Here is a 21,689-nt window from a genome sequence, read left to right as displayed (position 1 = left end):
TGAACGGTACGACGCGACCCCCGGGAAGAGACGGACCTCCTCGTGACCACCTCCGACACGACCGAGCGGGGCGCGGCCCCCGACGCGGACGGCCCGCCCGTACGGCTCACCCACCGCCAGATCACCACCGTCATGTCGGGTCTGGTGCTCGGGATGTTCCTGGGGGCGCTCGACGGGACCGTGGTGTCGTCCGCGCTGCGCACCATCGCGGACGACCTCCACGGCCTCACCGCCCAGGCCTGGGTCACCACGGCCTACCTGATCACCGCCACCCTCGCGACCCCGCTGTACGGCAAGCTCTCCGACATCCACGGCCGCCGCCCGGTCTACCTGGCCGCGATCGTGCTGTTCACCATCGGCTCGCTGCTGTGCGGGATCGCCACCTCGATGTACGAGCTGGCGGCGTTCCGGGCGGTGCAGGGCCTGGGCGGCGGCGGGCTGATGTCGCTCGCCATGACGATCGTCGCCGACATCACCTCGCCCCGGGAACGCGGCCGCTACCAGGGCTACTTCATGGCGGTCTTCGGCGGCGCCAGCATCGTCGGCCCGCTCGTCGGCGGGGCGCTGGCGGGCAGCGAAACCCTGCTGGGGATCGACGGCTGGCGCTGGATCTTCCTGATCAACGTGCCGCTGGCGATCCTGGCCATCACCGTGATCCTGCGTGTGCTGCACTTGGTCCCGCACCGCCCGGTGCGGCACCGCCTGGACTACGGCGGCGCGGCCGCCCTCGCCGTCGGTCTGGTCCCGCTGCTCACCGTGGCCGAACAGGGCCGCAGCTGGGGCTGGGGCGCGCCGCTGTCGCTGGCCATGTACGCGATCGGGGTGCTGGGCCTGGCCGGGTTCGTCCTGGTGGAGCGGCGGATGGGGGACGCGGCCCTGCTGCCGCCGCGGATGTTCCGCATCACGTCGTTCCGGCTCGGCACGACGCTCCACTTCATCGTCGGCATCGGCATGTTCGGCGCGATGACGACGCTGCCGCTGTATCTCCAGCTGGTCAAGGGCATGAGCCCGATCGAGGCGGGTCTCGCCACGCTGCCCACCGTCGCGGCGAACCTGACGGTGACGCTCGTCGTCGGCCGACTGATCGCCAAGACCGGGCGGTTCAAGGTCTACCTGGTGGCGGGCATCGGCTCGTTCGCGGCCGCCATGGTCGTCTACGCCACGCTGGGCGTGGACAGCCCGCTGTGGCACGTCTCCCTCGGCATGGTGTTCATGGGCGCCGGACTGGGCGCGGCCATGCAGACGCTCACCACCCTCGCCCAGAGCGAGGTGCCCCGGAAGGACATGGGCGCCGCGACCGCGGGGGTGAACTTCTTCCGCTCCAACGGCGGCACGGTGGGCGCCGCCGCCTTCGTCTCCATCCTCTTCTCGTTCGCGGGGACGCGGATCGGCGACCGCTTCACCGAGGCGCTCCAGCAGCCCGCGTACCGCAAGCTCGCCGAACAGCCCGCGAACGCGGAGGCCCTGAAGGCGGCCGTCGGCCCCGGCGGCAAGGTCAACCTGGAGGACTCCGCCTTCCTGCACACCCTCGACCCCCGGGTCGCCCAGCCCTTCCTGGAGGGCTACGTCAGCTCCCTGCGGATCGTGTTCCTCACCGGCGCCGCCGTGATCCTGCTGGCCTTCCTGATCGCCGCCTGGCGGGTGCCGGACCTGACGCTGTCCGACGAGTAGCCACTTCAGACGCAGCGGGCGCCGCTTGACCTTGCCGCTGGCGGCAGGGTTGAACGATCACGGCATGGACACCAGCACCGCACCCCAGAGCAGCAGGATCGTCGTCGTCACCGGGGCCGGGACCGGGATCGGCCGTGCCACCGCCCGGGCCTTCGCCGCCGAGGGCGCCCATGTGCTCGCCGTCGGACGGCGGGCCGAACCGCTCCACGAGACAGCCGCCGGTCACCAGCGGATCACCCCGCTGGCCGCGGACATCACCGCCGAGGGAGAGCCCGAGCGCATCGTCCACACCGCACGGGATTCGCACGGCCGGTTGGACGTGCTGGTCAACAACGCGGGCATCGTGCGCAGCGGCGCCCTCGGCACCCTCACACCGGAGATGATCGACCCGCAGATCGCCACCAACGTGATCGCCCCCATCCTGTTGGCCCAGGCCGCGCTGCCCCTGCTGGAGGCGACCGGCGGGGTGATCGTCAATGTGAGCACCTCGGTGGGGCAGCGGGCCTGGCCCGGCAGCTCGGTCTACGCGGCGACCAAGACCGCGCTGGAACTGTTGACCCGCAGCTGGGCGGTCGAACTGGCGCCCCTGGGGATCCGCGTGGTCGCGGTCGCCCCCGGCGCGATCGAGACCCCGATCGGCGAACACCAGGGCCTGACGCCGGAGCGGAGGGCCGCGGTGCGGGAATGGCAGCTGGCCCACACCCCGCTGGGTCGCATCGGCCGTCCCGAGGAGGTGGCCTGGGCCATCACCCAACTCGCCTCGCCCCAGGCGTCGTTCGTCACCGGAGTCGTGCTCCCGGTCGACGGCGGAGCGGTCGTGGCGTGAGTCGTGGCGTGTGATAGAAGTGGCCCCGGAGGTGGCACGGGTGAGGATCGGCGAGCTGGCCAAGGCGACCGGGACGACCCCTCGTGCGCTGCGGCACTACGAACAGGCCGGGCTGATCTCCTCCGAGCGGGCGCCCAACGGCTACCGCGTCTACGACGAACGCGCCGTGGTGCGGGTCCGCAACATCCGCTACCTGCTGGCCTCCGGACTCACCCTCGACGACGTCCAGGCGTTCCTGCCCTGCCTGGACGGCGATGTGGCGGCCGCACCGCCGTCGGACAAGGGTCTGCGCGTCGCGTGGGAACGGCTGGCGGTCCTCAACGAACGGATCGCCGCCCAGACCGAGGCCCGCGACCGGCTGGAGTCCGCACTTCGGCACACCACCGGCGGGCGGATCGGCCCGGGGGCCTGACCCTCCGTCTCACGACAGAAAGTCAGGCCGCTCACTGGATCGGCGAGTCCGGCGGCGGAATGCCGATGATGCGTTCCCGGTCGACGGCCTCCACCCCGTCCACCGCCTCCAGCACCGGGATGCGGTCCTCGGCGATGGTGCCGGACAGCGAGCCGAGCAGGGGCTGTTCGCCGGTGACCGCGAGACCGGCCGCGCGGGCGGCGCGTACGACCTCCGCGAACCGGTCGGGGTCGACCGAGACGATCACCCCGACCGGTCCGGACGCCTCGTGCCCGGGGCCCGTCACGGCGCCTGGAGCAGGCCCGCGCCGACGTCCGCGGCGGGGAGCGGCAGCGGGTACGCCCCGGAGAGCAGCCGGGACCGCAGACCGGACCCCGACGCCTCCGGATGCCCCTGGGCGATCAGCGCGAGGACACCGGCGGCGTGCGGGCACGCCATGCTGGTGCCGCTCATGGTCTGGTACGTATCGCCCGGGGCGGCCGAGAACACATCGACGCCGGGCGCCGCGATGTTGACCTCGCCGCCCTCGCCGTTGATGGCGCCGCACGAGAAGAACGCCGTGGCCAGGTCCTTGCCGAGCGCGGCGACCGCCAGGATGGAGGGGCAGTTGGCGGGCCGTCCGACGGGGGCGACGAACCCCGGCCGACGGCTCTCGTTGCCCGCCGCCGCGACGATGACCGTCCCGCGCTGGAGCGCGCGCCGGGCCACGTTCTCGTACGTCTGCGGGAAGAGTTCTCCCGGTTGGACCTGGGCGCCGAGCGACATCGAGACCACCCGCGCGCCGTGGGCGACGGCCCAGGCAAGGGCCGCCAGGATCCGGCCGTCGGTGCCGACGCCGTGGTTGTTGAGCACCTTGGCGGCGAGGATCCTCGCCTCGCCCGCCACACCGTAGCGGGGCGCGTGCTCGGGCTTGACGGGGCCGGCGACGGTGCCGATGCAGTGCGTACCGTGGCCGTGGCCGTCCTCCACGCTCTCACCGGGCACGAAGGATGCCGCCAGCTCGATGCACCCGGCCAGGTCCGAATGGCCGGTGGCCACTCCGGTGTCCAGGACGGCGACCTTCACTCCGCGCCCGGTCAGATGGGAGAGATTGGCCCGGATCGCCTGCTGGCCCCAGGCGGTCTGGTGCTCGTCCCAGGCCGGGCCCTGCGAGGAGGCGAGTTCGGCCCGGGTGTGCCGGTCGACCTCGTCCTCGTCGCTGCGATAGGTCGGGAAGAACCCGGTCAGCGTCCGCTGCGGCTCGGTGATCACCGAGGCGTACACCACCCGTTCCGGCTCGGCGGCGATGATGGTGGGCTCGGTCTGGGCCGTGGTCACCAGCGTGTGCCGCTGGTCGGGCTGCACTTCGACGACGGCGGCGCCGAGTTCGTCGAACAGCACCGACACATCGGGGCGTTGGAGCAGCTCGGCGGCGCCGGCGGGCTCGGTCCCGCGGACGCGTTCGACGGACGCTATCCCTGCGGACGAGCGCAGCGCGTCCAGTCCGCGTTCCGTCTCCCGCTGGTCGAGCAGCACCACATACCGGCCGGTGTACTCGGTGGCGTGGGGCATGAGCGGAACATCGGCCCGCTCGGGATGTTCGCCATTGGGCTGCCTGCCCATGGGTCCGTTCGTCATGGGGATCCTCCGCTTCTGTGCGCTTCCCCCGTGCTGTGGGGGCGCGCGCCGATGCGCGGAGTCGGGCCTCAAGGCTGACGGGGCGGTCCGCCGCGGACCGGCGCGGTGCCATCGCCCACTTCGAGGCGGTCGTCCCACGGCCGTGTCGCGGTCGCCTCGCGGGCGCCCCCCTCATCCACCGTCACGCCGCTGACGGGCCACCGCAACTCAGGCCAGGGCCTCCGGGCCTGCCGCGCGCCCGCCCGGCGGCGGCTCAGCGCCGCAGCGTGGAGCCGAAGCCCGCGGCCAGCGGCATGCGCAGGCCCAGCGGGGGCGGCGCGGCCAGGGCGTCGGCCACCGGGCGGGAGTAGCCGGTGGCGAAGAGGGAACCGAGGAGGAAGTCGATGGCCAGCGCCTGGACCTCGGAGCGGTGCTGGTTCAGCCCGTGCCCGTCGGTGTGCACCTCGAAGCGGCACACATCGCGGTTGACCTTCTTGGCCCGCTCGGCGAACCGGTACGACAGCTCGGGGTCGACGCGCTCGTCGTTCGTGCCGTGGGCGATCAGCACCTGCCGTCCCACCAGGTGCTTGACCGGTTCGGGCTCCAGCGTGTCCGGCTCCGGGAGCCAGGGCGCCAGGGCCACCACCGAGGCGACGGCGGGATGCCCGGCGGCGCGCAGCGCGGCACGGGCGCCCATGCCGTGGCCCGCGAGGCACACCGGTACGTCGCCGTAGCGCCGTACGACCTCCTGGGTGGCCCATTCGGCGTCGGCGGCCGCGGCCGCGTCGGGCCCGTTCCAGCCGCGGCACCGGTAGTGGACGACATGGGCGGCCAGCCCCTCCTCCTGGCCCGCCCGGACCAGCCGCCGGGCCAGCGGCAGCACGGCCGCGGCGGACATCCGGGTGGGCCGCCGGGTGCCGCCGTCCGGATCGCCGCCCGGAAGCAGCAACACCACACCGTGCACGGTCCTCCGCGAGGCGGCCGCGCCCATCGGCCGCCCCAGCCGGGCGCCCCGTTCGGGCAACGCTTGCTGAGCCATGGCAAAACGATCGCAGAACGGCGGGTGGAGTCCACTACCCGTGCGGGTCACTGTTCCGTATCTATCCGCGACGGTCTACGCGCGTAGGGGCTATGGTGCGCAGATGACGAGCGAGCACACCCACCAGCCCACCCCCGAACAGATCCGCCGTGCCCCCAAGGTGCTGCTGCACGACCACCTCGACGGTGGCCTGCGCCCCGGCACGATCATCGACCTCGCCCGGGAGACCGGGTACGAGGCGCTGCCGGAGAGCGAACCGGACAAGCTCGGCCTCTGGTTCCGCGAGGCGGCCGACTCCGGCTCGCTGGAGCGGTACCTGGAGACGTTCGCCCACACCTGCGCCGTCATGCAGACCCGGGACGCGCTGGTCCGGGTCGCCGCCGAATGCGTCGAGGACCTGGCCGAGGACGGCGTCGTCTACGCCGAGATCCGCTACGCCCCCGAGCAGCACCTCACCCAGGGGCTCACCCTGGAGGAGGTCGTCGAGGCGGTGAACGACGGCTTCCGCGAGGGTGAGCGGCGGGCCCGCGACAACGGCCACCGGATCCGCGTCGGCGCCCTCCTCACCGCGATGCGCCACGCCGCCCGCGCCCTGGAGATCGCCGAACTCGCCAACCGCTACCGCGACCTCGGCGTCGTCGGCTTCGACATCGCGGGCGCCGAGGCGGGCTTCCCGCCCACCCGCCACCTGGACGCCTTCGAATACCTGAAGCGGGAGAACAACCACTTCACGATCCACGCGGGCGAGGCGTTCGGGCTGCCCTCCATCTGGCAGGCGCTCCAGTGGTGCGGCGCCGACCGGCTGGGCCACGGGGTGCGCATCATCGACGACATCGAGATCGCCGACGACGGCTCCATCACGCTGGGCCGCCTCGCCTCGTACGTCCGGGACAAGCGCATCCCGCTGGAGCTGTGCCCGACCTCCAACCTCCAGACGGGTGCGGCCACCTCGTACGCCGACCACCCCATCGGGCTGCTGCGCCGCCTGCATTTCCGGGCCACCGTGAATACGGATAATCGTCTGATGAGCGGTACGAGCATGAGCGTCGAATTCCAGCACCTGGTCTCGACGTTCCAGTACACGCTGGACGACATGCAGTGGTTCACCGTTAATGCGATGAAGTCGGCCTTCATTCCTTTCGGTGAACGTCTGGCGATGATCAATGACGTGATCAAGCCTGGGTATGCTGAATTGAAGTCCGAATGGCTGTTCCGGCAGGTGGGCTCGACCACCCCTGTGACCAGGGATTCTGCGGTCGAGGGCAGCTGATCGTACGGACGGAAGAAAAGGCCGGGGAAAGGGTTCAGTGGCCGTTCAGTGGCCGCTTTTCCCTGTTTGCGGGCGTCCGAAAGCCAGGGCTACGTTTCCGTATCGGTCAAGCCCCCCGTCTGCAAGGACAGATTTCTGATGAAGCAGGGAACCCTCAAGACCCTCGGCGTGATGGCCCTCGGCGCTGCCGCCCTCGTGGCCGGAGGCGGCGTCGCGTCCGCGGCCGGCGCCCCCGGCCCCCACGGCCACGGCGCGTCAGCCGGCGTCGGCGGCCAGGGCGTCGGCGTCGCCGCCCCGCAAGCACTCCCCGGCAAGGCGGCCCCCGGCAAGCCCGCCGCCCCCGCCGCCAACCGGCCCAGCCAGCCCGAGGCGCAGGGCCTGCTGGGCAACCTCAGCGGGCTCGGCGGGCTCAAGAACCTGCCGACCAACAACCTCATGCGACTGGGCTGATCCTCCGTCCGGCACCCGGCCGGGCCGCACACCCGCCTCGGGTGTGCGGCCCGGCCGCGTCGTCAGCGGCGGACTGCCGTCACCAGGCCTCGCGGTAGGAGTCCTCCGCCGGTAGGAGGATCCACAGCGCGATATAGAGCAGGAACTGCGGTCCCGGCAGCAGACAGGAGACCAGGAAGATCACCCGCATCGTGGTCGGGGTCGTCCCGAACCGGCGGGCCAGCCCGGCGCAGACACCGGCGATCATCTTGTGGTTGCGGGGGCGTACCAGTGCGGCGGCCATGATGGCGGCTCCTCGGCGTATCGGGTTCGTACCGTCTCGGTGCGTCTTGCCCGAGTTGATACCTCTACGCTAGGTCCGCGAGCCGGACGAGGCGTCGCTCCAGGGGGCGAAGCCGACCCTGGTCATCGTCGGGGTCACCGTCCGGCCGCTCTCCTCCCGGGGGAGGGCGGCGCCCCCGACCCGGTCGGCCCGGCGGCGGACCAGGGTCCGTACGGCGGGCACCACCAGCAGATGCGCGAGCGCGACCCCGAGGGTGTTCAGCAGCAGCGCGTCCACGCTCACGATCTGGCCGGTCACCTCGCTGCGCAGCAGGGCGATCGCCATGGCCGTCATCGCCCCGGTGAAGGTCGTCCGCACGAACGAGGCGAACGGGTATGCGTCCACCCGGCCCCCGGCCAGCGGCAGCAGCACCCCGAGCGGCGCGAGCAGCAGCAGCCCCCCGCCGATGGAACGGGCCGCGGCCCACGGGGTGAGCGCCAGATCGGCGCGGATGGCGCCCAGCGGTTCCAGGGTCTCGGCCGTCACCCACGGCACGGTCAGCGGGCGCAGGGTCAGCCAGCAGACGAACGCAAGGTGAGCGACGAGGAGAACGAAACCCGCGGCGCGGTAGCGGAAGGCGGCCCGGCGGCCGAAACGACCCTGCACGTATCTCAGGACGCGACCGGCCGGGCTCGCGGTTCCGCGCGCGCCGCGCTGGTCAGTAACGGGTTACCGACTGGTCGGTTACTGGATCGTCACGGGAAACGGTCCGGGAACAGGCGGCGAACCACAGGGAATCGGTCAGTCCGCCGGTCAGGACACCAGCGGCGTCTCAGGACACCCGCACCCGGTCAGGACACCAGCACCCCGTCAGGACACCAGCACCCCGGAGTTCACCGCGACCTCCGGACGGCTCCGCATCTCCTCGGTGCACTCGTACCGCTTCAGCGGGTCCCGGTCGCTGTCCGGACCGCCGAGCACCACCTTGTGCTCCTCGTCCGCCGCCGCCGAGCCCGCGAACGTGCAGATGATCTGCGCGAGCGCGTACGACGGCAGCTCCTCCGGCGGCCGGTTCAGCCGCAACGCCCCGTCCGGGTCGCCCTTCGCCGGACCGGCGACCGAGACCCAGTCCTCCACCGCGGTGGAGAACCCGGCCGAGGACTCGGACGCCGAGGGCGGCTGCCGCAGCTGCTCCAGCAGCGACCGGGCCGCCTCCACCCGCTCGATCGGCGCCTTCTTCTCCGACAGCTGCGCGTTCCGGTTCACCGACAGGATCCGTGAGGTGCACAGCAGGTAGATCCGTACGGACACCCGGCCCGCCCCCTCGGCGGCCCGCCCCGTCTCCGGCGCCCGGCACGACGCGCGCGACGGCGCGGCCCCGGCGTCCACCGGCACCGAGGTGCCGCGTATGCCGCACCCTGCCGCCAGCAGCGCGACCACGACGGTCAGCAGCAGGGCGGCGGGCCGCCGGGTCGCTCGCGGGCTCATGGCGCGCCCCCTTCGTTCTTACGGCTGCCCTCGGCACCGTCGTCATCCTTGCCGGGCTCGCGCTTCCGATCCTTGCCCTCCCGGTCCTCGATCGAGGCGAGGCGCGAGGCGTCCATGGGCAGCCGCAGGGTGAAGACGGCCCCGCCCTCCGGCGAGTTCGCGGCGCTGATGTCACCGCCGTGGATGTGCGCGTTCTCCATCGCGATCGACAGCCCCAGCCCGCTGCCCTCCGAGCGGGGCCGGGAGGCGCTCGCCTTGTAGAAGCGGTCGAAGACATGCGGCAGCACGTCCTCCGGAATGCCCGGACCGTGGTCCCGCACCTTGATCAGCAGATCCCCGTCTTCCGGACCTTCGGGCACCACGGACACCCGCACGGGGGAGCCCCCGTGCTTGAGCGCGTTCCCGATCAGGTTCGCCAGGATGACGTCCAGCCGCCGCGGGTCCAGCCGGGCCACGATCCCGCGCGCCGCGTCCAGCTCCACCGCGTCCAGCCAGGCGCGCGCGTCGATGCACGCCGTCACCTGGTCCGCGACATCGACGTCGTCGAGCACCAGCCGGGCGGTGCCCGCGTCGAAGCGGGTCACCTCCATCAGGTTCTCCACCAGGTCGTTCAGCCGTCGGGTCTCGCTGACCACCAGCTGCACCGCCGGGGCGATCATCGGGTCGAGCGCGTCGGCCTCCTCCTCCAGCACCTCGGTGACGGCCGTGATCGCGGTGAGCGGGGTCCGCAGCTCGTGCGACATGTCCGCGACGAAGCGACGGCTGGACGCCTCCCGCGCGCTCAGCTCCGCCACCCGCTTCTGGAGCCGCTCCGCGGCCCGGTTGAAGGTGTGCGACAGATTGGCCAGCTCGTCCGAGCCGGAGACCTGGAGCCGGGTGTCGAGATGCCCCTCGCCCAGCCGGTTCGCCGCCTCGCCCAGCCGCTGCACCGGCCGCAGCACGGTGGCCGCGGCCGCCTGCGCGAGCAGCGCGGAGCCGATCAGCGCCAGGGCGGTGGCGATGCCCAGCGACCAGGCGAGCGAGTTCAGGTCCTGGCGCTCGGTGTCCAGGGACTTGAGCATGTAGCCGGTCGGCCCGCCCCCGTTCACCTTCGCCCCGCCCACCAGGTACGGGGTGCCGTCCAGCGTGATCCGCTGCCAGTAGAGGTGGTACGGGGCGGCCTGCGACCCTTCGGCGGCGCGCCGCTCGTCCACCGCGCTCCGCAGCACCCCCGGCACGGCCTTCATGGTGAACAGATCCGGCGCCGAGGCCGCCGTACAGCCGCCGCTGCCCCGGGTCCGGGTGACCAGCAGCACCTCGTACTTCTGCGTGTTGTCCGCCATGCGGTCCGCCGCGTCCTGAAGCTCGGGACAGGTCGGCGTGACCGGCAGCGGATCGGTGTCGTCCTTCAGCGCCTTGCGGAACTCGTCCAGCGCCGCGTCCTGGGTGCGCGTCAGCACCGCGTCACGGTTCAGCCAGTACGCGATCGCCGACGCGGACGCCGCGGCCGCCAGCGCCACCAGACCGAAGACCAGCATCAGCCGCAGCCTCAGGCTGAGCCACCGCAGAATCCCCGCGGCCCAGCCCCGCGCCCGGCCGGGCTCCTCGCTCACACCGCTCAATTCCGCGACTCTCCGCCCCACCCGTGCGCACCGGCGTACGCGGCCGCGACCCTCACGCCGGAGCGTCCAACCGGTACCCGACCCCACGCACCGTGCGGATCAGCGTCGGCGACGACGGCACGTCCTCCACCTTGGCGCGCAGCCGCTGAACGCACGCGTCCACCAGCCGGGAGTCACCCAGATAGTCGTGCTCCCACACCAGTCGCAGCAGCTGCTGCCGCGACAGCGCCTGCCCCGGCCGCCGGCTCAGCTCCAGCAGAAGCCGCAGCTCGGTGGGGGTGAGCTGAAGATCCTCGCCGTTCTTGGTCACCGTCATGGCGGCCCGGTCGATCACCAGGCTGCCGAAGGACGCCGCGTCGTTCGCCTCCCGTTCGCCGCGGCGCAGCACCGCGCGGATACGGGCGTCCAGCACCCGCCCCTGCACGGGCTTCACCACATAGTCGTCCGCGCCCGACTCCAGCCCCACGACCACGTCGATGTCGTCGTTGCGGGCCGTCAGCAGAATGATCGGCAACTGGTCGGTGCGGCGGATACGGCGGCACACCTCGAAGCCGTCGATCCCGGGCAGCATCACATCCAGCACGATCAGATCCGGCCGCTGCTCGCGCAGCAGCTTCAGACCGTCCTCACCCGTCGCCGCGGTCGCCACACGGTGGCCCTGGCGGGACAGGGAGAGTTCGAGGGCCGTGCGGATGGCGTCGTCGTCCTCGATCAGCAACAGGAAAGGCACGTTGGTCATTCTGGCCTACAAGGGGCCTGTAGTTCGACCGTCGGGTATTCAACAGCTTGATCGCCTGTGACGAGCCTGTGACAGTCGGCAGACAGCGCCATGAAACTGGTTCGGCAAAGTCTTCTGTGCACCGGCCGGAACGAGCGGCCGGGCAGCCAGCAGACGACCGAGCAGGCTCCACCGACGGGGGGCGCGACATGAGCACACTGCACTACACCCACAACAGCGCAGTCATTCGCACGCGTCTCCACGACGCCGGCCGGAGCGGAGAGAAGTCCGGTGCCGTGAGCGGGCGGGGGTGCGCTCGCGGCACCGGGCGTCAGCGGCCGCCGTACATGGTGGCCATTGACGCGAACTCGGGGGCCGGGGAGGGCCCCGGGGGGAACGGGGGTCCCGGGGGGGATCACGGGGGCAGCTCGTACAGGGAGGCAGAGGGGGAGCGGCGCACGCAGAGCGGGGCGGAAGCGGAATTCACCGCGTACGTCCAGGAGCGCCGCGCCTCCCTGTACGCAACCGCCTACCACCTGACCGGCGATCGGTTCGAGGCCGAGGACCTGCTCCAGAGCGCGCTGTTCTCGACCTACCGGGCCTGGGACCGGATCAGCGACAAGGCCGCGGTCGGCGGCTATCTGCGCCGCACCATGACCAACCTGCACATCAGCGCCTGGCGTCGGCGCAAGCTCAACGAGTACCCGACGGAGGAGCTGCCGGAGACGGTCGGCGACCAGGACGCGATGCGCGGCACCGAACTGCGCGCCGTGCTCTGGCAGGCCCTGGCCCGGCTCCCCGAACTCCAGCGCACGATGCTGGTGCTGCGGTACTACGAGGGCCGGACGGACCCGGAGATCGCGGACATACTCAACATAAGTGTCGGAACGGTCAAGAGCAGCATCTGGCGTTCACTGCGCCGGATGCGCGAGGACGACACCCTCAGCTTCGGCCGTGACGAGGAAGAGTCCTTCGGCGAACTCGTCGCCTGAGGGCAAGGGGAAAACGGGGGCCGGTGCTCGGGGGAGCGCCGGGAGCAAGGGGAAACGGGGAATAGGGAGAAACGGGGGAAATCGGGGGGTAACGGGGAAACGGGATCGGGGGATCCCAACGGGGGTGAGCGGGTCCGGACGGCCGGGGAGGCTGTCTGGGCCCGCGACGTGCGTGCGGGCCTCGGATCCAAGGGAACGAAAGTGCGCCTGTCGAATGCGTGACCTCTGCGGGTGGAGGTCGTTGGACGGGGCGAGAGGGTCTTCGATGGCGGCTGGGGGCGAGGGGTTTGGGCGGGGTGCGGGAGGTGGCGGCGCCGTTCGTGGTGCCCGGCCCAACGGGGACGGCCATCCGCGCCCGGTTACGCGTGTCGGACACCGATACGGCGGTACTGGCCGAGGTGGGGGTGTTCCTCGGCGGGCTGGCCGCGGGTGATTTCGTGGTGCGTTCCCGGCAGGGCCTGGAGCACGGCGGTCAGACCTGGGCGGTGCGCAAGCGGGAGCTGACGGGGGTCTCGTCGGCGCGGTGGGCGGGCAGTATCACCAAGGCCACCCACGATCAGTGGGCCTTGGCCCGGCGCGGGCAGACAGCTGAGGTGGCGTGGCTGCGCAAGCAGATCGCCTCGATCCAGGAGCGGCTGGCCCGTCCACTGGGCGCGAAGGCGGACAAGCGGGAAGGGCTGCCGCGCGGCTACGACTCGCGGGCCGAGTGGCATGCCAAGTCCCGTCGCGTGCACGCGCTGCGGGGTCGGCTGGCCGGGGTGGAGGCGGACTGGGCGGCGGGTCGCGTGCGGGTGGTGCGCGGCGGGAAGAGACTCGCGCGCCTGCGCCACCACTTGGACCAGGCCGGACTGAGCGAGCGGGCGTGGCGGGAGCAGTGGCGAGCGGCGCGGATGTTCCTGGCCGCGGACGGCGAGTCCGGCAAGGGCTTGGGCAACGAAACCATTCGCATCACCGCCACCGGACGGCTCTCGATCAAACTCCCGGCCGCGCTGGCCCGTCTGGCCAACGCACCGCACGGCCGGTATGTGCTGGACGCTACTGTGGTGTTCCGCCACCGGCGTGAGGAGTGGCTGGACCGGATCACGAACAACCGGGCGGTGGCCTACCGCATCCACCACGATGTGCTCCGGGGCCGCTGGTATGTGACCGCCTCCTGGCAGCGCACCCCCGCCTTCGTCCTGCCCTTGGAAGCCGCGCTGGCCCGGGGTGTGGTTGCCGTCGACATGAACGACGATCACCTGGCCGCCTGGCGCCTGGACCGGCACGGCAACCCGGTCGGTGAACCCCGCCGCTTCTTTTACGACCTGGCGGGTAGCGCCCAGCACCGGGATGCGCAGATCCGGCACGCCCTGACCCGGCTGCTGCACCACACTCGGGCCACCGGGGCGGGGGCGATCGCGGTCGAGGACCTGGACTTCACCGACGGCCGGTGCCGGGAGAAGTACGGCCGCAACAAGCGCTTCCGCCGCCTGATCTCCCGCTTTCCCACCGCGAAGCTGAAGGCGCGACTGGTGGCGATGGCCGCCGAGCAGGACATCGCGATCGTCGCGGTCGATCCGGCCTACACCTCCCGGTGGGGCGCCCAGCACTGGCAGCAGCCCCTGAGCACCAGCAAGCGCAAGGTTTCCCGGCACGATGCGGCGAGCATCGCGATCGGGCGACGCGCCCTCGGGCATCCGATCCGGCGACGGACGGCACCGCCCCCGCACGACCGGAGCGATCGCGCGGGGCATCGGACCGTCCAGGCCCGACCGGATGCCCGACGGCGTGAGGGACCCCGCCCCCGCATTCCCGGACCACGGACGAGATCCGTGCCGCCCGGCAGCGGAGCGAAAGCGGGCGACCAGCATGCCCAACACCGTTCGGGGCATGCGGCTGAGCGTGGGTTCTGGCATCAGGACTCACCTCCGCTCAGTCTGTAGGAACGGTCTGTCCGGGCTCGTTCGCGCGTGCGCTCGTACGGAGCGGTTTGAGTACGGATACTCATGCCCCCGTATCGCCCGTTTCGGCAGGCTGATCCGCATGAAAACACGCGACGTCCTGCGACGCGTCCTCGATGTGGTCGCGGGTGACTGGCTGTCCCGCGGCTATCTCGCCGTGGTCTTCGCACTGCTGGCCTGGGCCTGGATGGACGCCAGCTTCTTCCCGTACGACGACGCCTCGTTCGCGGCGGTCGTGCCCGCCCTGTTCACGGCACCGGCCAGCCTGCTCTTCGTCCTCCTCCCGGAGGGCACCGAGGGCTCCTACTTCGGCCTGGTCACGGTGGCAGCCGTGCTCAACGCCACCGCGATCACCCTCCTGGCCCGCACGGCGCGCAGCGCCTGAGCGTATCGGGGGAGTTCCGGTTCCAAAAAGCGCGGCATTTCTTTGATTTCCCTAGTCTCTCCGATGTCCCCACTCGCGGTGTAAAGCGCGCTGCTACTGTCTTCCGCGTCGCCCCGGTCGGCCCGCATTCCGGCAGTGGAATCTCGTTGCGAAAAGCGTGGTCGGGCAGGGGCGGGAATGACTCAATTGTGTATCCCGCGCTCAATTGGAGAGTCGAATGAAGAAGACCCGACGGGCAAAGGCGCTCGCCGCGGCCGGCGTCGTCACGGCGGCCCTCGCCCTGCCCCTCGTCTCGGCGGGCACGGCCTCCGCCGAGACCAACCTCCTGCCGCACTACACGCACTCCTTCCTCGAGTGCCAGACGCTGGGCAACAAGGCGGCGCAGCAGGGTCAGCTGGACGGATTCAAGTGTGTCAAGCAGGGCAGCTGGGTCGTCATGTACCCCTGGTAAACAGCTCCTTTCGGTGGCCTTATCCGGCTGCGGGCTGAATGCCACGGCGGAGCGCCGCAATTGCGCGGCGCTCCGCCGTTTCGCGTGTCCCTTCAGGCGCCTTTACGTCCGTGCGCCCTCGGGGGCGCGATCCGCCGCGCCCGCCGCCGCTATCCGCTCCAAGGCTGCGTCCCGGCCGCACGCGTGCGCGCCCAGCGCCGTCTGCCGCTCCACGATGCCGCGCTCCGACCGCATCAGCCGCCAGCCCCTGCGCACCAAATACGGCGCCGACTTGCGCCCCTCCCGCAGATCGCGCACCAGCCGCCGCCGGAACGTGGTCGAGGGCCGCCCCCGCAGACAGATCGCGTCCGCCAGCAATCCCTGCGCCCGGCACCGGTCGATGATGTCCGCCGCGAAGATCCCCTCCGCCACGAACAGCGGCGCCCGCCCGATGTCCATCGGCTCCTCGCCCACCCGGGAGCTGGACGCGATGTCGTACACCGGCACGGTCGTCCGCCCCGTACGGCACAACCCCTCGACCGCTCCCACCGCCGCATCCGCGTCCCACGACAACGGCGAGTCCCAGTCGGCCCCTTCACCCCCGGCGAGCTGCGGGAGCGTCGGATCGTCCCCCTCCTTGTAGAAGTCGTCGAGGTTCAGCACGGGCAGCCCGGTGCGGGCCGCGAGGGACGACTTTCCCGAGCCGGAGGGCCCGGTGAGCAGGACGACGCGCGCGGAGGCGGGATGAAGGGTCACGGAACACCAGTCTGAACCATTCCCCACCCCCGCATGAACCCATGGGATCGCTCCGGCCATTCTTGACAGGCAACCATATGGTTGCCTATTTTCCTGACGTGACCATGGACCTGGACCAGGTGCTGAAGGCGCTCGGCGACGCGACGCGCCGACGCGTCCTCGACCGGCTGCGCGAGCGCAACGGCCAGACCCTCAAGGGCCTGTGCGAAGACCTCGACATGACCCGGCAGGCCGTCTCCAAGCATCTGGCCGTCCTCGAAGGCGCCCATCTGGTGAGCACGGTCCGCAGGGGCCGGGAGAAGCTGCACTACCTCAATCCGGTGCCCATCCAGCTCATCCACGAACGCTGGATCAGCCAGTACGAGCACGCCCGCCTCGGCGCCCTCACCTCGCTCAAGAGCGCACTGGAGGAGAGAACCATGACCGACGACACGCCCCCGCCCGGCCCCGACTTCGTCTACACCATCTACATCGCCACCACCCGCGAAGAACTCTGGAAGGCCCTGACCGACCCCGAGTTCACCCGGCGCTGGTGGGGCTCCGGCGAAGGCGCCGTGGCCGTCGAGTCCGACTGGCAGCCCGGGTCTCCCGTCACCCACCGATTCGCCGGCGCGGACGCCCCGTTCATGCGCGGAGAGGTGATCGATGCCGACCCGCCGAGCCGCCTCACGTACACCGTCGGCTTCATCCCCACCCCCGACAACCCCACCCCGGACCCCCGCAGCGCCACCGCCGACTTCCACCTCGAAGAGACGGGCGGCGCCCAGGTGAAGCTGACCGTGCACAGCACCGACCCGCGCACCGACATGCGGCAACAGGTCAACGAGGGCTGGGCCGTCGTGCTGTCCAACCTCAAGACCCTGCTGGAGACGGGCCACCCGATGCCGGAGTGAACTCGTGCATGGCCTACTGGGCTTCAAGGGGCGGCTGCGCACCGCCTGCGGAGATGTGGGTCACGTGTGCGCGGAAGTCCCGGGACAGCGGCTCGTGGGGGTATCGCTGCTCCAGTTCGCCGGTGAGTTCTCCGGCGACCATCAGCAGCGACGGAAGGGACCTCCGCGAAGTCTCCAGCGCGCGGCCCCCGATCGAGACGGCCTCCTCCAGCTCGCCGGAGCGGGCGGCGGTGACGCCGAGGGTGAGGCGGGCTTCGGCGATGCGCATGGGGGAGATCTCCGTACCGTCCGGGGCGGTGCCCAGCCGGACGACCTCCTGCGCGTGAGTGGCCGCGCGCTCGTCGTCGCCGAGCAGGCGGTACGCGTCCATCTCGTAGAAGTCCCACTTGTCGGGGTCGATGACGAAGTGGTGCTCGCGGTGTTCCGGCCGGGGCAGCCGCTCCAGGCGGGCCCGGCCCGCGTCGAGCGTGGCGCGGACCTGCCGTGCGTCGCCCATCCGGGCGTACGCCTTGGCGCTCTGGGCGTAGAGCTGTACGCCGATGCTGTGCGTCGAGTCGGAACGGTGCCCCGCGTTCACGCAGTCGATCACGTCCGCGTACCGCCCCTGGGTCAGGGCGAACCATGCCCCGAGTTCCCACGACCACGCCGTGATCTCGCCATGCCCGGCCTCCTGCCCGATACGCAGCGCCGCGGCGCGGCTCAGCTCCGCGGCCTGGCGCTGACCCATGTCGTATTCGAGGCAGCCGCCGAGGAGAAATAACCAGCCTGTGGAGACGAGGAGTTCCCGGTGCTGGGCCAGGGTGGTGCGGCCCTGGAGCATGTCGGTGACGTGGCGGATGCCCGCACGCGTCTGGTGGTGGAGTTGATCGGCGGGCATGAACGGATAGGCGCGGCACAGCTGGTCGATCCCCTCGGCGATCATTTCCAGATCTGCCGGTCCCACATCGGTGGCGTGCGTGCGGCGTGCCAATTCTGCGACCTCCCACAGCGCGGGCTCTGGGGTCAGCATGCCCGAGGTGTCGGGGCGCCTCAATGCCGGAGCAGCCGCGCTCGGCGCGGGGGACGCCTCCCAAGGGCGCGCGGCCAGCCCGATCATCGCGCCGGGAATGCGCAAGGCGTCCGCGATCTCCTCGATTTTGGCCAGGGAGGTGATGCGCGCATCGTCGCGGGCAACGGTTCCCACGCGTTCGGACTTGATGCCGCACGCCTCGCCGATCTGGTTGTAGCTGATGCCGCCCCACTTCCGGGCCAGCCGAAACACCGTGCCGAAGTCCCGTTCGGCGAGTGCGCTCCGTACGTCGTCGCGTTCGAGTACGCGGGGCGCTAATGCGGTGGGTGGCGTCACGTGATGCTCTCCTCCCGACCACGGTGGGTCTACCCATGATGGGCTAACGCCCGGCCGTATGAACGGTGACGCTTGCCGGTCAAGAGGAACCTCGTGACCGGCAAGAGGAGGCCACTGTGCGGAAGATGACCGCTCGGTCCATGGAATGGCTGTTACGGCTGGTGCTGCCCGCCAAGAAGGGCGGGCCGATTGCAGACATGCAGAGCGGACCGGTGGAGGAGCCTCGCCCCCGCGTCGTACTGCTGTGTCCGCCGCACGGCGTGGTGGTGATCAGGTGAGCGTGCGGCCCCGGCTGTTGCCCTGGCCGGGAACGGAAGGAAAGCGGTGCTATCTCGTGGCGGACGAGGACGGCGACGGTCCGTTGTCGCGGCTTGCCGATGAGATGGAGGCCGTGCAGCTCAAGGCGGGGACCGAACTCCTGGGGCATGTGGGCGCGATGGTCGACGAACGGCGGGTGCGTGTCCGGGAGCTGCGGTTCCTGGTCAAGTGCCTGTGTGAGGCGTTGCGGGATGCGCTACGGGTCGCCGAGAGCCGGGGCGGGCGGCTGGGGGTGGGCGAATGAGCGCCTACGAGGATGAGGTGCGCGCCGGGCCCGTACCGGGGCGCGGTCTGCGCCGTGGCCGGGACGGGCGCTTTGAGCTGCCGCTTTGGGCCGTCCGTCCCGGGCAGGCCGCGCCCGTCACGCTTGTGCTGACTGGGCTGGAGGCGGAGCAGTTGCACGCGGCTCTGTGCTACGCGCTTGACGGTGAGCCGTTGCCCGGGGATGCGCCGGGGTGCCGGGAGCCGGTCCGGTATTCCGGTGGTCGGGAGCGGTATTGAAAGGAGCCTCCTCGCCCATGAGTGTGTGGGCGAGGAGGCACCCTTGGGGCGCCGTGGCCGCGCACGGCGTTGCGTACAGTCCCTCCATGCCCGAGTTACAGCTGCTCCGCCCGGACCACGCCCCCGCGCTCCTCGCGTTCGAGCGGGAGAACCGTGCCTACTTCGCCGCGTCCATCCCCGACCGGGGCGACGACTTCTTCCACCGCTTCGACGAGCGCCTCCGCGCCCTGCTCGCCGAGCAGGAGGCCGGTCTCTGCTACTTCCACCTGCTGGTCGGCGCCGAGGGCGAGGTGCTGGGGCGGATCAACCTCGTGGATGTGGCGGACGGCGGCGCCGAACTCGGATATCGGATCGCCGAGCGTGCCGCGGGCCGGGGGTTGGCCACCGGGGCCGTGCGGACGATGTGCGACCGTGCCGCCGACAGCTACGGGCTGACCACGCTGCGGGCCGCGACCACCCTCGACAACGCGGCATCACGGGCCGTACTCATCCGCACCGGCTTCACCGTCGTCGGCGAGACGAGGCTCGACGGCCGCCCCGGCCTGTCGTACCGGCGGGATGTGCGCCGATGAAGCGGCAAGCAGACCCGGTGGCGCAGGCACTGCGGCTGGTCACGAGCCGCTGTCCGGACGCCCTGGGCGCGATCGAACAGCTCTCCCTCGCCGACGCCACCCTGCGCGAGGCCGCGCACCTGCTCACCGACCACCACGCCGCGTGGACCGGCATCGGCAAATGGCTCCCCCGCAGACTGCTCGGCGCCGACCCGGCGCGGGGCGGCGCCCTGCTGGACGGCCACCGAACCGTGGCCGAAGACGGCGATCCCGCCCCCTTGGCGGCGGCGGCCGAGCAGGTGCTCGCCCTGCTCGGCGGCCCACTGCGCGAGGGATACACGGAACGAAGTCGGCCTCCTCGCCCATGAGCGCGCGGGCCTGCCTTCGGACGGATCGCTGGACCCCTCTTGCGGGTTCTATGCCGCACACCATAAGTTACCGGCAGGTAGCTCGGAGGGTGGTGAGCGGTGAGTCCGCGCAGGAGTGACAGCCGTGACCGGATGGTCCTCAGCGCTGCTGCCCTGCTGCGCGAGTACGGCGCGAGCGCGACCAGTATCGACCGGGTGCTCGTCCACAGCGGGGCCCCGCGGGGCTCGGTGTATCACCACTTTCCCGGCGGGCGGACGCAGCTCATCGACGAGGCGGTGGCGCTGGCGGGCGACGTCATCGCGGGACTGATCGACGCCGCCACGCAGGCCGATGATCCGGTGGAGGCAGTCGACGCGTTCTTCGCGTTGTGGCGCGACCGGCTGGTGGACAGCGGCTTCCGGGCGGGCTGCCCGATCGTGGCGGTCGCCGTGGAGACCAACGACGACGCACCTCAGCTGGCCCGCTCCGCCGCCGCCGTCTTCGCCCGCTGGCGGGAAGCCCTCGCCGAACTGCTCGTCCGGCACGGTCTGACCGAGGAGCGCGGCCGACGCCTCGGCGCCTTCATCATCGCGGCGGTCGAAGGCGCGGTGATCATGTGCCGGGCCGAACGGAGCACCGCTCCGCTGGAGGCTGCCGCCGCCGAGATCCACGACCTGCTGCTCAAGGCCATCCCCGCGCAGTTCGAAGGAGTCGTCATGCCCTCGCTCGACCGTCAGGAAAACGTCTTCGTCCTCGATCTGGGAGACGGCGAGAACCGCTTCCACCCCGACTGGATCGCCGCCGTCGGTGCCGCCCTGGACGAGGTGGAGAAGGCGGAAGGCCCCCGCGCTCTGGTCACCGCCGCCACGGGCAAGTTCTACTCCAACGGGCTCGACCTGGACTGGCTGTTCGCCCACGCCGACCAGCACCAGGACTACGTCGTCTCCGTCCACGAGCTGTTCGCGCGGATGCTGTCGCTGCCGGTCATCACGGTGGCCGCGCTCCAGGGCCACACGTTCGCCGCGGGCGCGATGTTCTCCCTGGCCCACGACTTCCGCGTCATGCGCGCCGACCGCGGCTACTGGTGCCTGCCCGAAGCGGACATCAACATCCCCTTCACCCCCGGCATGTCCGCCCTCATCCAGTCCCGGCTGACACCACAGACCGCGCACGAGGCCATGGTCACCGCCCGCCGCTACGGCGGGTCCGACGCCGCGGCCGTCGGCATCGTCGACCAGGCGGTCGCCGAGGACGCCGTGCGCTCCACCGCCATCGCGATCGCCCAGGCCCAGGTGAACAAGACCGGCGACACCCTCGGCACCATCAAGGCCCGCATGTACGCCCCGACCCTGGCCACCCTGCGCGACACCGCCACCCCGCTCGGCTGACCAGCACCGCACCGATGCCCGCGCACCCGGCACCACCAAGGAGAACGACCATGACCACCACCGACCTCGCAGCCATGACCGGTCTGGAACTGATGCGCTGGGTGCAGACAGAACGCCCCACCGACATCCCGTCCATCGGCCGCCTGCTCGGCATGCGCTTCGACGAGGTCGAGCACGGCCGCATCGTCATCTCCCTCGACACCCGCCCCGACTTCGCCAACCCCCTCGGCACCGTCCACGGCGGCATCGCCGCCACCCTCCTCGACTCCGCCATGGCCTGTGCCGTCCACACCACCCTCCCGGCCGGCACGAGCTACACCACCCTCGAACTCAAGGTCAACTACATCCGCGCCGCCCGCACGGACGGACAGACCCTCACCGCCGAAGGCACCGTCATCCACGCGGGCCGCCGCACCGCGACCGCCGAGGGCAAGGTGTTGGACGACCAGGGCAACCTGATCGCCCACGCCACCACTACCTGCATGATCCTTTAGGGCGCCATCCCAGCC

Annotated in this window: 26 protein-coding genes and 1 pseudogene; 17 read left to right on the top strand and 10 right to left on the bottom strand. The window is 71.3% G+C overall.

Annotation, left to right across the window (positions count from 1 at the left end):
• Positions 1–42: 42 nt before the first annotated feature.
• The 3 genes from HYQ63_RS18325 (at position 43) to HYQ63_RS18315 (ending at position 2,909) form a co-directional block, all read left to right on the top strand.
• Positions 43–1,671, top strand: coding sequence for an MDR family MFS transporter (locus HYQ63_RS18325; RefSeq protein WP_179934925.1), 1,629 nt, complete (start codon positions 43–45; stop codon positions 1,669–1,671).
• A gap of 64 nt (positions 1,672–1,735) precedes the next feature.
• Positions 1,736–2,497, top strand: a complete 762-nt coding sequence (locus tag HYQ63_RS18320; RefSeq protein WP_179934924.1) for an SDR family NAD(P)-dependent oxidoreductase — start codon at positions 1,736–1,738, stop codon at positions 2,495–2,497.
• Between the two features lie 40 nt (positions 2,498–2,537).
• Positions 2,538–2,909: a MerR family transcriptional regulator gene (locus HYQ63_RS18315; RefSeq protein ID WP_218929573.1), complete on the top strand. Its 372-nt coding sequence runs from the start codon at positions 2,538–2,540 to the stop codon at positions 2,907–2,909.
• 31 nt (positions 2,910–2,940) lie between these two features.
• Here the strand turns inward: HYQ63_RS18315 and HYQ63_RS18310 are convergent, their stop codons facing one another.
• The 3 genes from HYQ63_RS18310 to HYQ63_RS18300 all read right to left on the bottom strand — a co-directional run bounded on the left by HYQ63_RS18310 (position 2,941) and on the right by HYQ63_RS18300 (position 5,544).
• Entirely contained in the window at positions 2,941–3,195 is a 255-nt protein-coding gene (locus HYQ63_RS18310; protein ID WP_179934923.1) for a hypothetical protein, read from the bottom strand.
• Positions 3,192–4,526, bottom strand: a complete 1,335-nt coding sequence (locus HYQ63_RS18305; protein ID WP_179934922.1) for a S8 family serine peptidase — start codon at positions 4,524–4,526, stop codon at positions 3,192–3,194. The genes HYQ63_RS18310 and HYQ63_RS18305 overlap by 4 nt, the downstream gene beginning before the upstream one ends.
• Positions 4,527–4,779: 253 nt before the next feature.
• Positions 4,780–5,544, bottom strand: a complete 765-nt coding sequence (locus HYQ63_RS18300) for an alpha/beta hydrolase (RefSeq protein WP_179934921.1) — start codon at positions 5,542–5,544, stop codon at positions 4,780–4,782.
• Between the two features lie 103 nt (positions 5,545–5,647).
• Between HYQ63_RS18300 and HYQ63_RS18295 the strand changes: the two genes are divergently transcribed.
• On the top strand, positions 5,648–6,814 hold the full coding sequence (locus tag HYQ63_RS18295) for an adenosine deaminase (RefSeq protein ID WP_179934920.1): 1,167 nt from the start codon (positions 5,648–5,650) through the stop codon (positions 6,812–6,814).
• 138 nt (positions 6,815–6,952) lie between these two features.
• On the top strand, positions 6,953–7,264 hold the full coding sequence (locus tag HYQ63_RS18290; protein ID WP_179934919.1) for an ATP-binding protein: 312 nt from the start codon (positions 6,953–6,955) through the stop codon (positions 7,262–7,264).
• A 79-nt stretch (positions 7,265–7,343) separates the two neighbouring features.
• On the opposite strand, the gene HYQ63_RS18285 is transcribed toward HYQ63_RS18290, so the two are convergent.
• The 5 genes from HYQ63_RS18285 to afsQ1 form a co-directional block, all read right to left on the bottom strand.
• On the bottom strand, positions 7,344–7,547 hold the full coding sequence (locus HYQ63_RS18285; RefSeq protein ID WP_055546981.1) for a PspC domain-containing protein: 204 nt from the start codon (positions 7,545–7,547) through the stop codon (positions 7,344–7,346).
• Between the two features lie 69 nt (positions 7,548–7,616).
• Positions 7,617–8,192, bottom strand: a complete 576-nt coding sequence (locus tag HYQ63_RS18280; RefSeq protein ID WP_179934918.1) for a VanZ family protein — start codon at positions 8,190–8,192, stop codon at positions 7,617–7,619.
• Positions 8,193–8,396: 204 nt separating this feature from the next.
• Entirely contained in the window at positions 8,397–9,014 is a 618-nt protein-coding gene (locus tag HYQ63_RS18275; protein ID WP_179934917.1) for a hypothetical protein, read from the bottom strand.
• Entirely contained in the window at positions 9,011–10,531 is a 1,521-nt protein-coding gene (locus HYQ63_RS18270; RefSeq protein WP_179940243.1) for a HAMP domain-containing sensor histidine kinase, read from the bottom strand. The genes HYQ63_RS18275 and HYQ63_RS18270 overlap by 4 nt, the downstream gene beginning before the upstream one ends.
• A gap of 136 nt (positions 10,532–10,667) precedes the next feature.
• Positions 10,668–11,345, bottom strand: coding sequence for a two-component system response regulator AfsQ1 (gene afsQ1 / locus HYQ63_RS18265; protein ID WP_009717259.1), 678 nt, complete (start codon positions 11,343–11,345; stop codon positions 10,668–10,670).
• 197 nt (positions 11,346–11,542) lie between these two features.
• Here afsQ1 and HYQ63_RS18260 point away from each other — a divergent pair, with 197 nt between their 5' ends.
• From HYQ63_RS18260 to HYQ63_RS18245, 4 genes are all read left to right on the top strand, one after another.
• Entirely contained in the window at positions 11,543–12,325 is a 783-nt protein-coding gene (locus HYQ63_RS18260) for a SigE family RNA polymerase sigma factor (protein WP_179934916.1), read from the top strand.
• 305 nt (positions 12,326–12,630) lie between these two features.
• On the top strand, positions 12,631–14,247 hold the full coding sequence (locus HYQ63_RS18255; protein WP_257231927.1) for a transposase: 1,617 nt from the start codon (positions 12,631–12,633) through the stop codon (positions 14,245–14,247).
• A 100-nt stretch (positions 14,248–14,347) separates the two neighbouring features.
• A complete protein-coding gene (locus tag HYQ63_RS18250) occupies positions 14,348–14,650 on the top strand; it encodes an SCO4225 family membrane protein (RefSeq protein WP_179934914.1) in 303 nt (100 codons plus the stop codon).
• A gap of 217 nt (positions 14,651–14,867) precedes the next feature.
• Positions 14,868–15,101: a hypothetical protein gene (locus HYQ63_RS18245; RefSeq protein ID WP_179934913.1), complete on the top strand. Its 234-nt coding sequence runs from the start codon at positions 14,868–14,870 to the stop codon at positions 15,099–15,101.
• Between the two features lie 102 nt (positions 15,102–15,203).
• Here HYQ63_RS18245 and HYQ63_RS18240 read toward each other — a convergent pair whose 3' ends face one another.
• Positions 15,204–15,896, bottom strand: coding sequence for a uridine kinase (locus tag HYQ63_RS18240; RefSeq protein WP_179934912.1), 693 nt, complete (start codon positions 15,894–15,896; stop codon positions 15,204–15,206).
• Positions 15,897–15,940: 44 nt separating this feature from the next.
• Between HYQ63_RS18240 and HYQ63_RS18235 the strand changes: the two genes are divergently transcribed.
• On the top strand, positions 15,941–16,729 hold the full coding sequence (locus HYQ63_RS18235; RefSeq protein ID WP_257232623.1) for a metalloregulator ArsR/SmtB family transcription factor: 789 nt from the start codon (positions 15,941–15,943) through the stop codon (positions 16,727–16,729).
• 13 nt (positions 16,730–16,742) lie between these two features.
• Here HYQ63_RS18235 and HYQ63_RS18230 read toward each other — a convergent pair whose 3' ends face one another.
• Complete coding sequence (locus HYQ63_RS18230) at positions 16,743–18,074, bottom strand: tetratricopeptide repeat protein (RefSeq protein WP_179934911.1); 1,332 nt, start codon at positions 18,072–18,074, stop codon at positions 16,743–16,745.
• Between the two features lie 125 nt (positions 18,075–18,199).
• On the opposite strand from HYQ63_RS18230, the gene HYQ63_RS18225 reads away from it, so the two are divergent.
• The 7 genes and pseudogenes from HYQ63_RS18225 (at position 18,200) to HYQ63_RS18195 (ending at position 21,674) form a co-directional block, all read left to right on the top strand.
• Positions 18,200–18,352, top strand: a complete 153-nt coding sequence (locus tag HYQ63_RS18225; protein WP_179934910.1) for a hypothetical protein — start codon at positions 18,200–18,202, stop codon at positions 18,350–18,352.
• Positions 18,353–18,408: 56 nt separating this feature from the next.
• The gene (locus HYQ63_RS18220; RefSeq protein ID WP_306664830.1) at positions 18,409–18,636 is read left to right on the top strand and encodes a hypothetical protein; all 228 of its coding nucleotides are present in this window, start codon (positions 18,409–18,411) and stop codon (positions 18,634–18,636) included.
• Positions 18,637–18,979: 343 nt separating this feature from the next.
• On the top strand, positions 18,980–19,465 hold the full coding sequence (locus tag HYQ63_RS18215) for a GNAT family N-acetyltransferase (RefSeq protein ID WP_179934908.1): 486 nt from the start codon (positions 18,980–18,982) through the stop codon (positions 19,463–19,465).
• Positions 19,462–19,812 carry a hypothetical protein gene (locus HYQ63_RS18210; protein WP_373689109.1) on the top strand — a complete coding sequence of 117 codons (351 nt, stop codon included), beginning with the start codon at positions 19,462–19,464 and terminating at the stop codon, positions 19,810–19,812. Before HYQ63_RS18215 ends, HYQ63_RS18210 begins: the two co-directional genes overlap by 4 nt.
• Before the next feature lie 132 nt (positions 19,813–19,944).
• Positions 19,945–20,442, top strand: a pseudogene (locus HYQ63_RS45645) (TetR/AcrR family transcriptional regulator); the annotation flags it as partial.
• 66 nt (positions 20,443–20,508) lie between these two features.
• Complete coding sequence (locus HYQ63_RS18200) at positions 20,509–21,180, top strand: enoyl-CoA hydratase-related protein (RefSeq protein ID WP_179940239.1); 672 nt, start codon at positions 20,509–20,511, stop codon at positions 21,178–21,180.
• Positions 21,181–21,230: 50 nt separating this feature from the next.
• On the top strand, positions 21,231–21,674 hold the full coding sequence (locus tag HYQ63_RS18195; RefSeq protein ID WP_123100221.1) for a PaaI family thioesterase: 444 nt from the start codon (positions 21,231–21,233) through the stop codon (positions 21,672–21,674).
• Positions 21,675–21,689 lie beyond the last annotated feature (15 nt).

It is taken from the genome of Streptomyces sp. Rer75 (assembly GCF_013414305.1).
Lineage (GTDB): Bacteria > Actinomycetota > Actinomycetes > Streptomycetales > Streptomycetaceae > Streptomyces > Streptomyces himastatinicus.
This window is presented reverse-complemented; position numbering and strand designations above follow the sequence as displayed.

Bases quoted from the DNA above. Each gene is read 5' to 3' on its own strand.
- HYQ63_RS18300 (WP_179934921.1), bottom strand. From the start codon at position 5,544: ATGGCTCAGCAAGCGTTGCCCGAACGGGGCGCCCGGCTGGGGCGGCCG.
- HYQ63_RS18285 (WP_055546981.1), bottom strand. From the start codon at position 7,547: ATGGCCGCCGCACTGGTACGCCCCCGCAACCACAAGATGATCGCCGGT.
- HYQ63_RS18200 (WP_179940239.1), top strand. From the start codon at position 20,509: ATGCCCTCGCTCGACCGTCAGGAAAACGTCTTCGTCCTCGATCTGGGA.
- HYQ63_RS18240 (WP_179934912.1), bottom strand. From the start codon at position 15,896: ATGGCCGGAGCGATCCCATGGGTTCATGCGGGGGTGGGGAATGGTTCA.
- HYQ63_RS18260 (WP_179934916.1), top strand. From the start codon at position 11,543: ATGAGCACACTGCACTACACCCACAACAGCGCAGTCATTCGCACGCGT.
- HYQ63_RS18290 (WP_179934919.1), top strand. From the start codon at position 6,953: ATGAAGCAGGGAACCCTCAAGACCCTCGGCGTGATGGCCCTCGGCGCT.
- HYQ63_RS18250 (WP_179934914.1), top strand. From the start codon at position 14,348: ATGAAAACACGCGACGTCCTGCGACGCGTCCTCGATGTGGTCGCGGGT.
- HYQ63_RS18210 (WP_373689109.1), top strand. From the start codon at position 19,462: ATGAAGCGGCAAGCAGACCCGGTGGCGCAGGCACTGCGGCTGGTCACG.
- HYQ63_RS18215 (WP_179934908.1), top strand. From the start codon at position 18,980: ATGCCCGAGTTACAGCTGCTCCGCCCGGACCACGCCCCCGCGCTCCTC.
- HYQ63_RS18235 (WP_257232623.1), top strand. From the start codon at position 15,941: ATGGACCTGGACCAGGTGCTGAAGGCGCTCGGCGACGCGACGCGCCGA.
- HYQ63_RS18320 (WP_179934924.1), top strand. From the start codon at position 1,736: ATGGACACCAGCACCGCACCCCAGAGCAGCAGGATCGTCGTCGTCACC.
- HYQ63_RS18195 (WP_123100221.1), top strand. From the start codon at position 21,231: ATGACCACCACCGACCTCGCAGCCATGACCGGTCTGGAACTGATGCGC.
- HYQ63_RS18295 (WP_179934920.1), top strand. From the start codon at position 5,648: ATGACGAGCGAGCACACCCACCAGCCCACCCCCGAACAGATCCGCCGT.
- HYQ63_RS18275 (WP_179934917.1), bottom strand. From the start codon at position 9,014: ATGAGCCCGCGAGCGACCCGGCGGCCCGCCGCCCTGCTGCTGACCGTC.
- HYQ63_RS18225 (WP_179934910.1), top strand. From the start codon at position 18,200: ATGACCGCTCGGTCCATGGAATGGCTGTTACGGCTGGTGCTGCCCGCC.
- HYQ63_RS18245 (WP_179934913.1), top strand. From the start codon at position 14,868: ATGAAGAAGACCCGACGGGCAAAGGCGCTCGCCGCGGCCGGCGTCGTC.
- HYQ63_RS18305 (WP_179934922.1), bottom strand. From the start codon at position 4,526: ATGACGAACGGACCCATGGGCAGGCAGCCCAATGGCGAACATCCCGAG.
- HYQ63_RS18270 (WP_179940243.1), bottom strand. From the start codon at position 10,531: ATGCTGGTCTTCGGTCTGGTGGCGCTGGCGGCCGCGGCGTCCGCGTCG.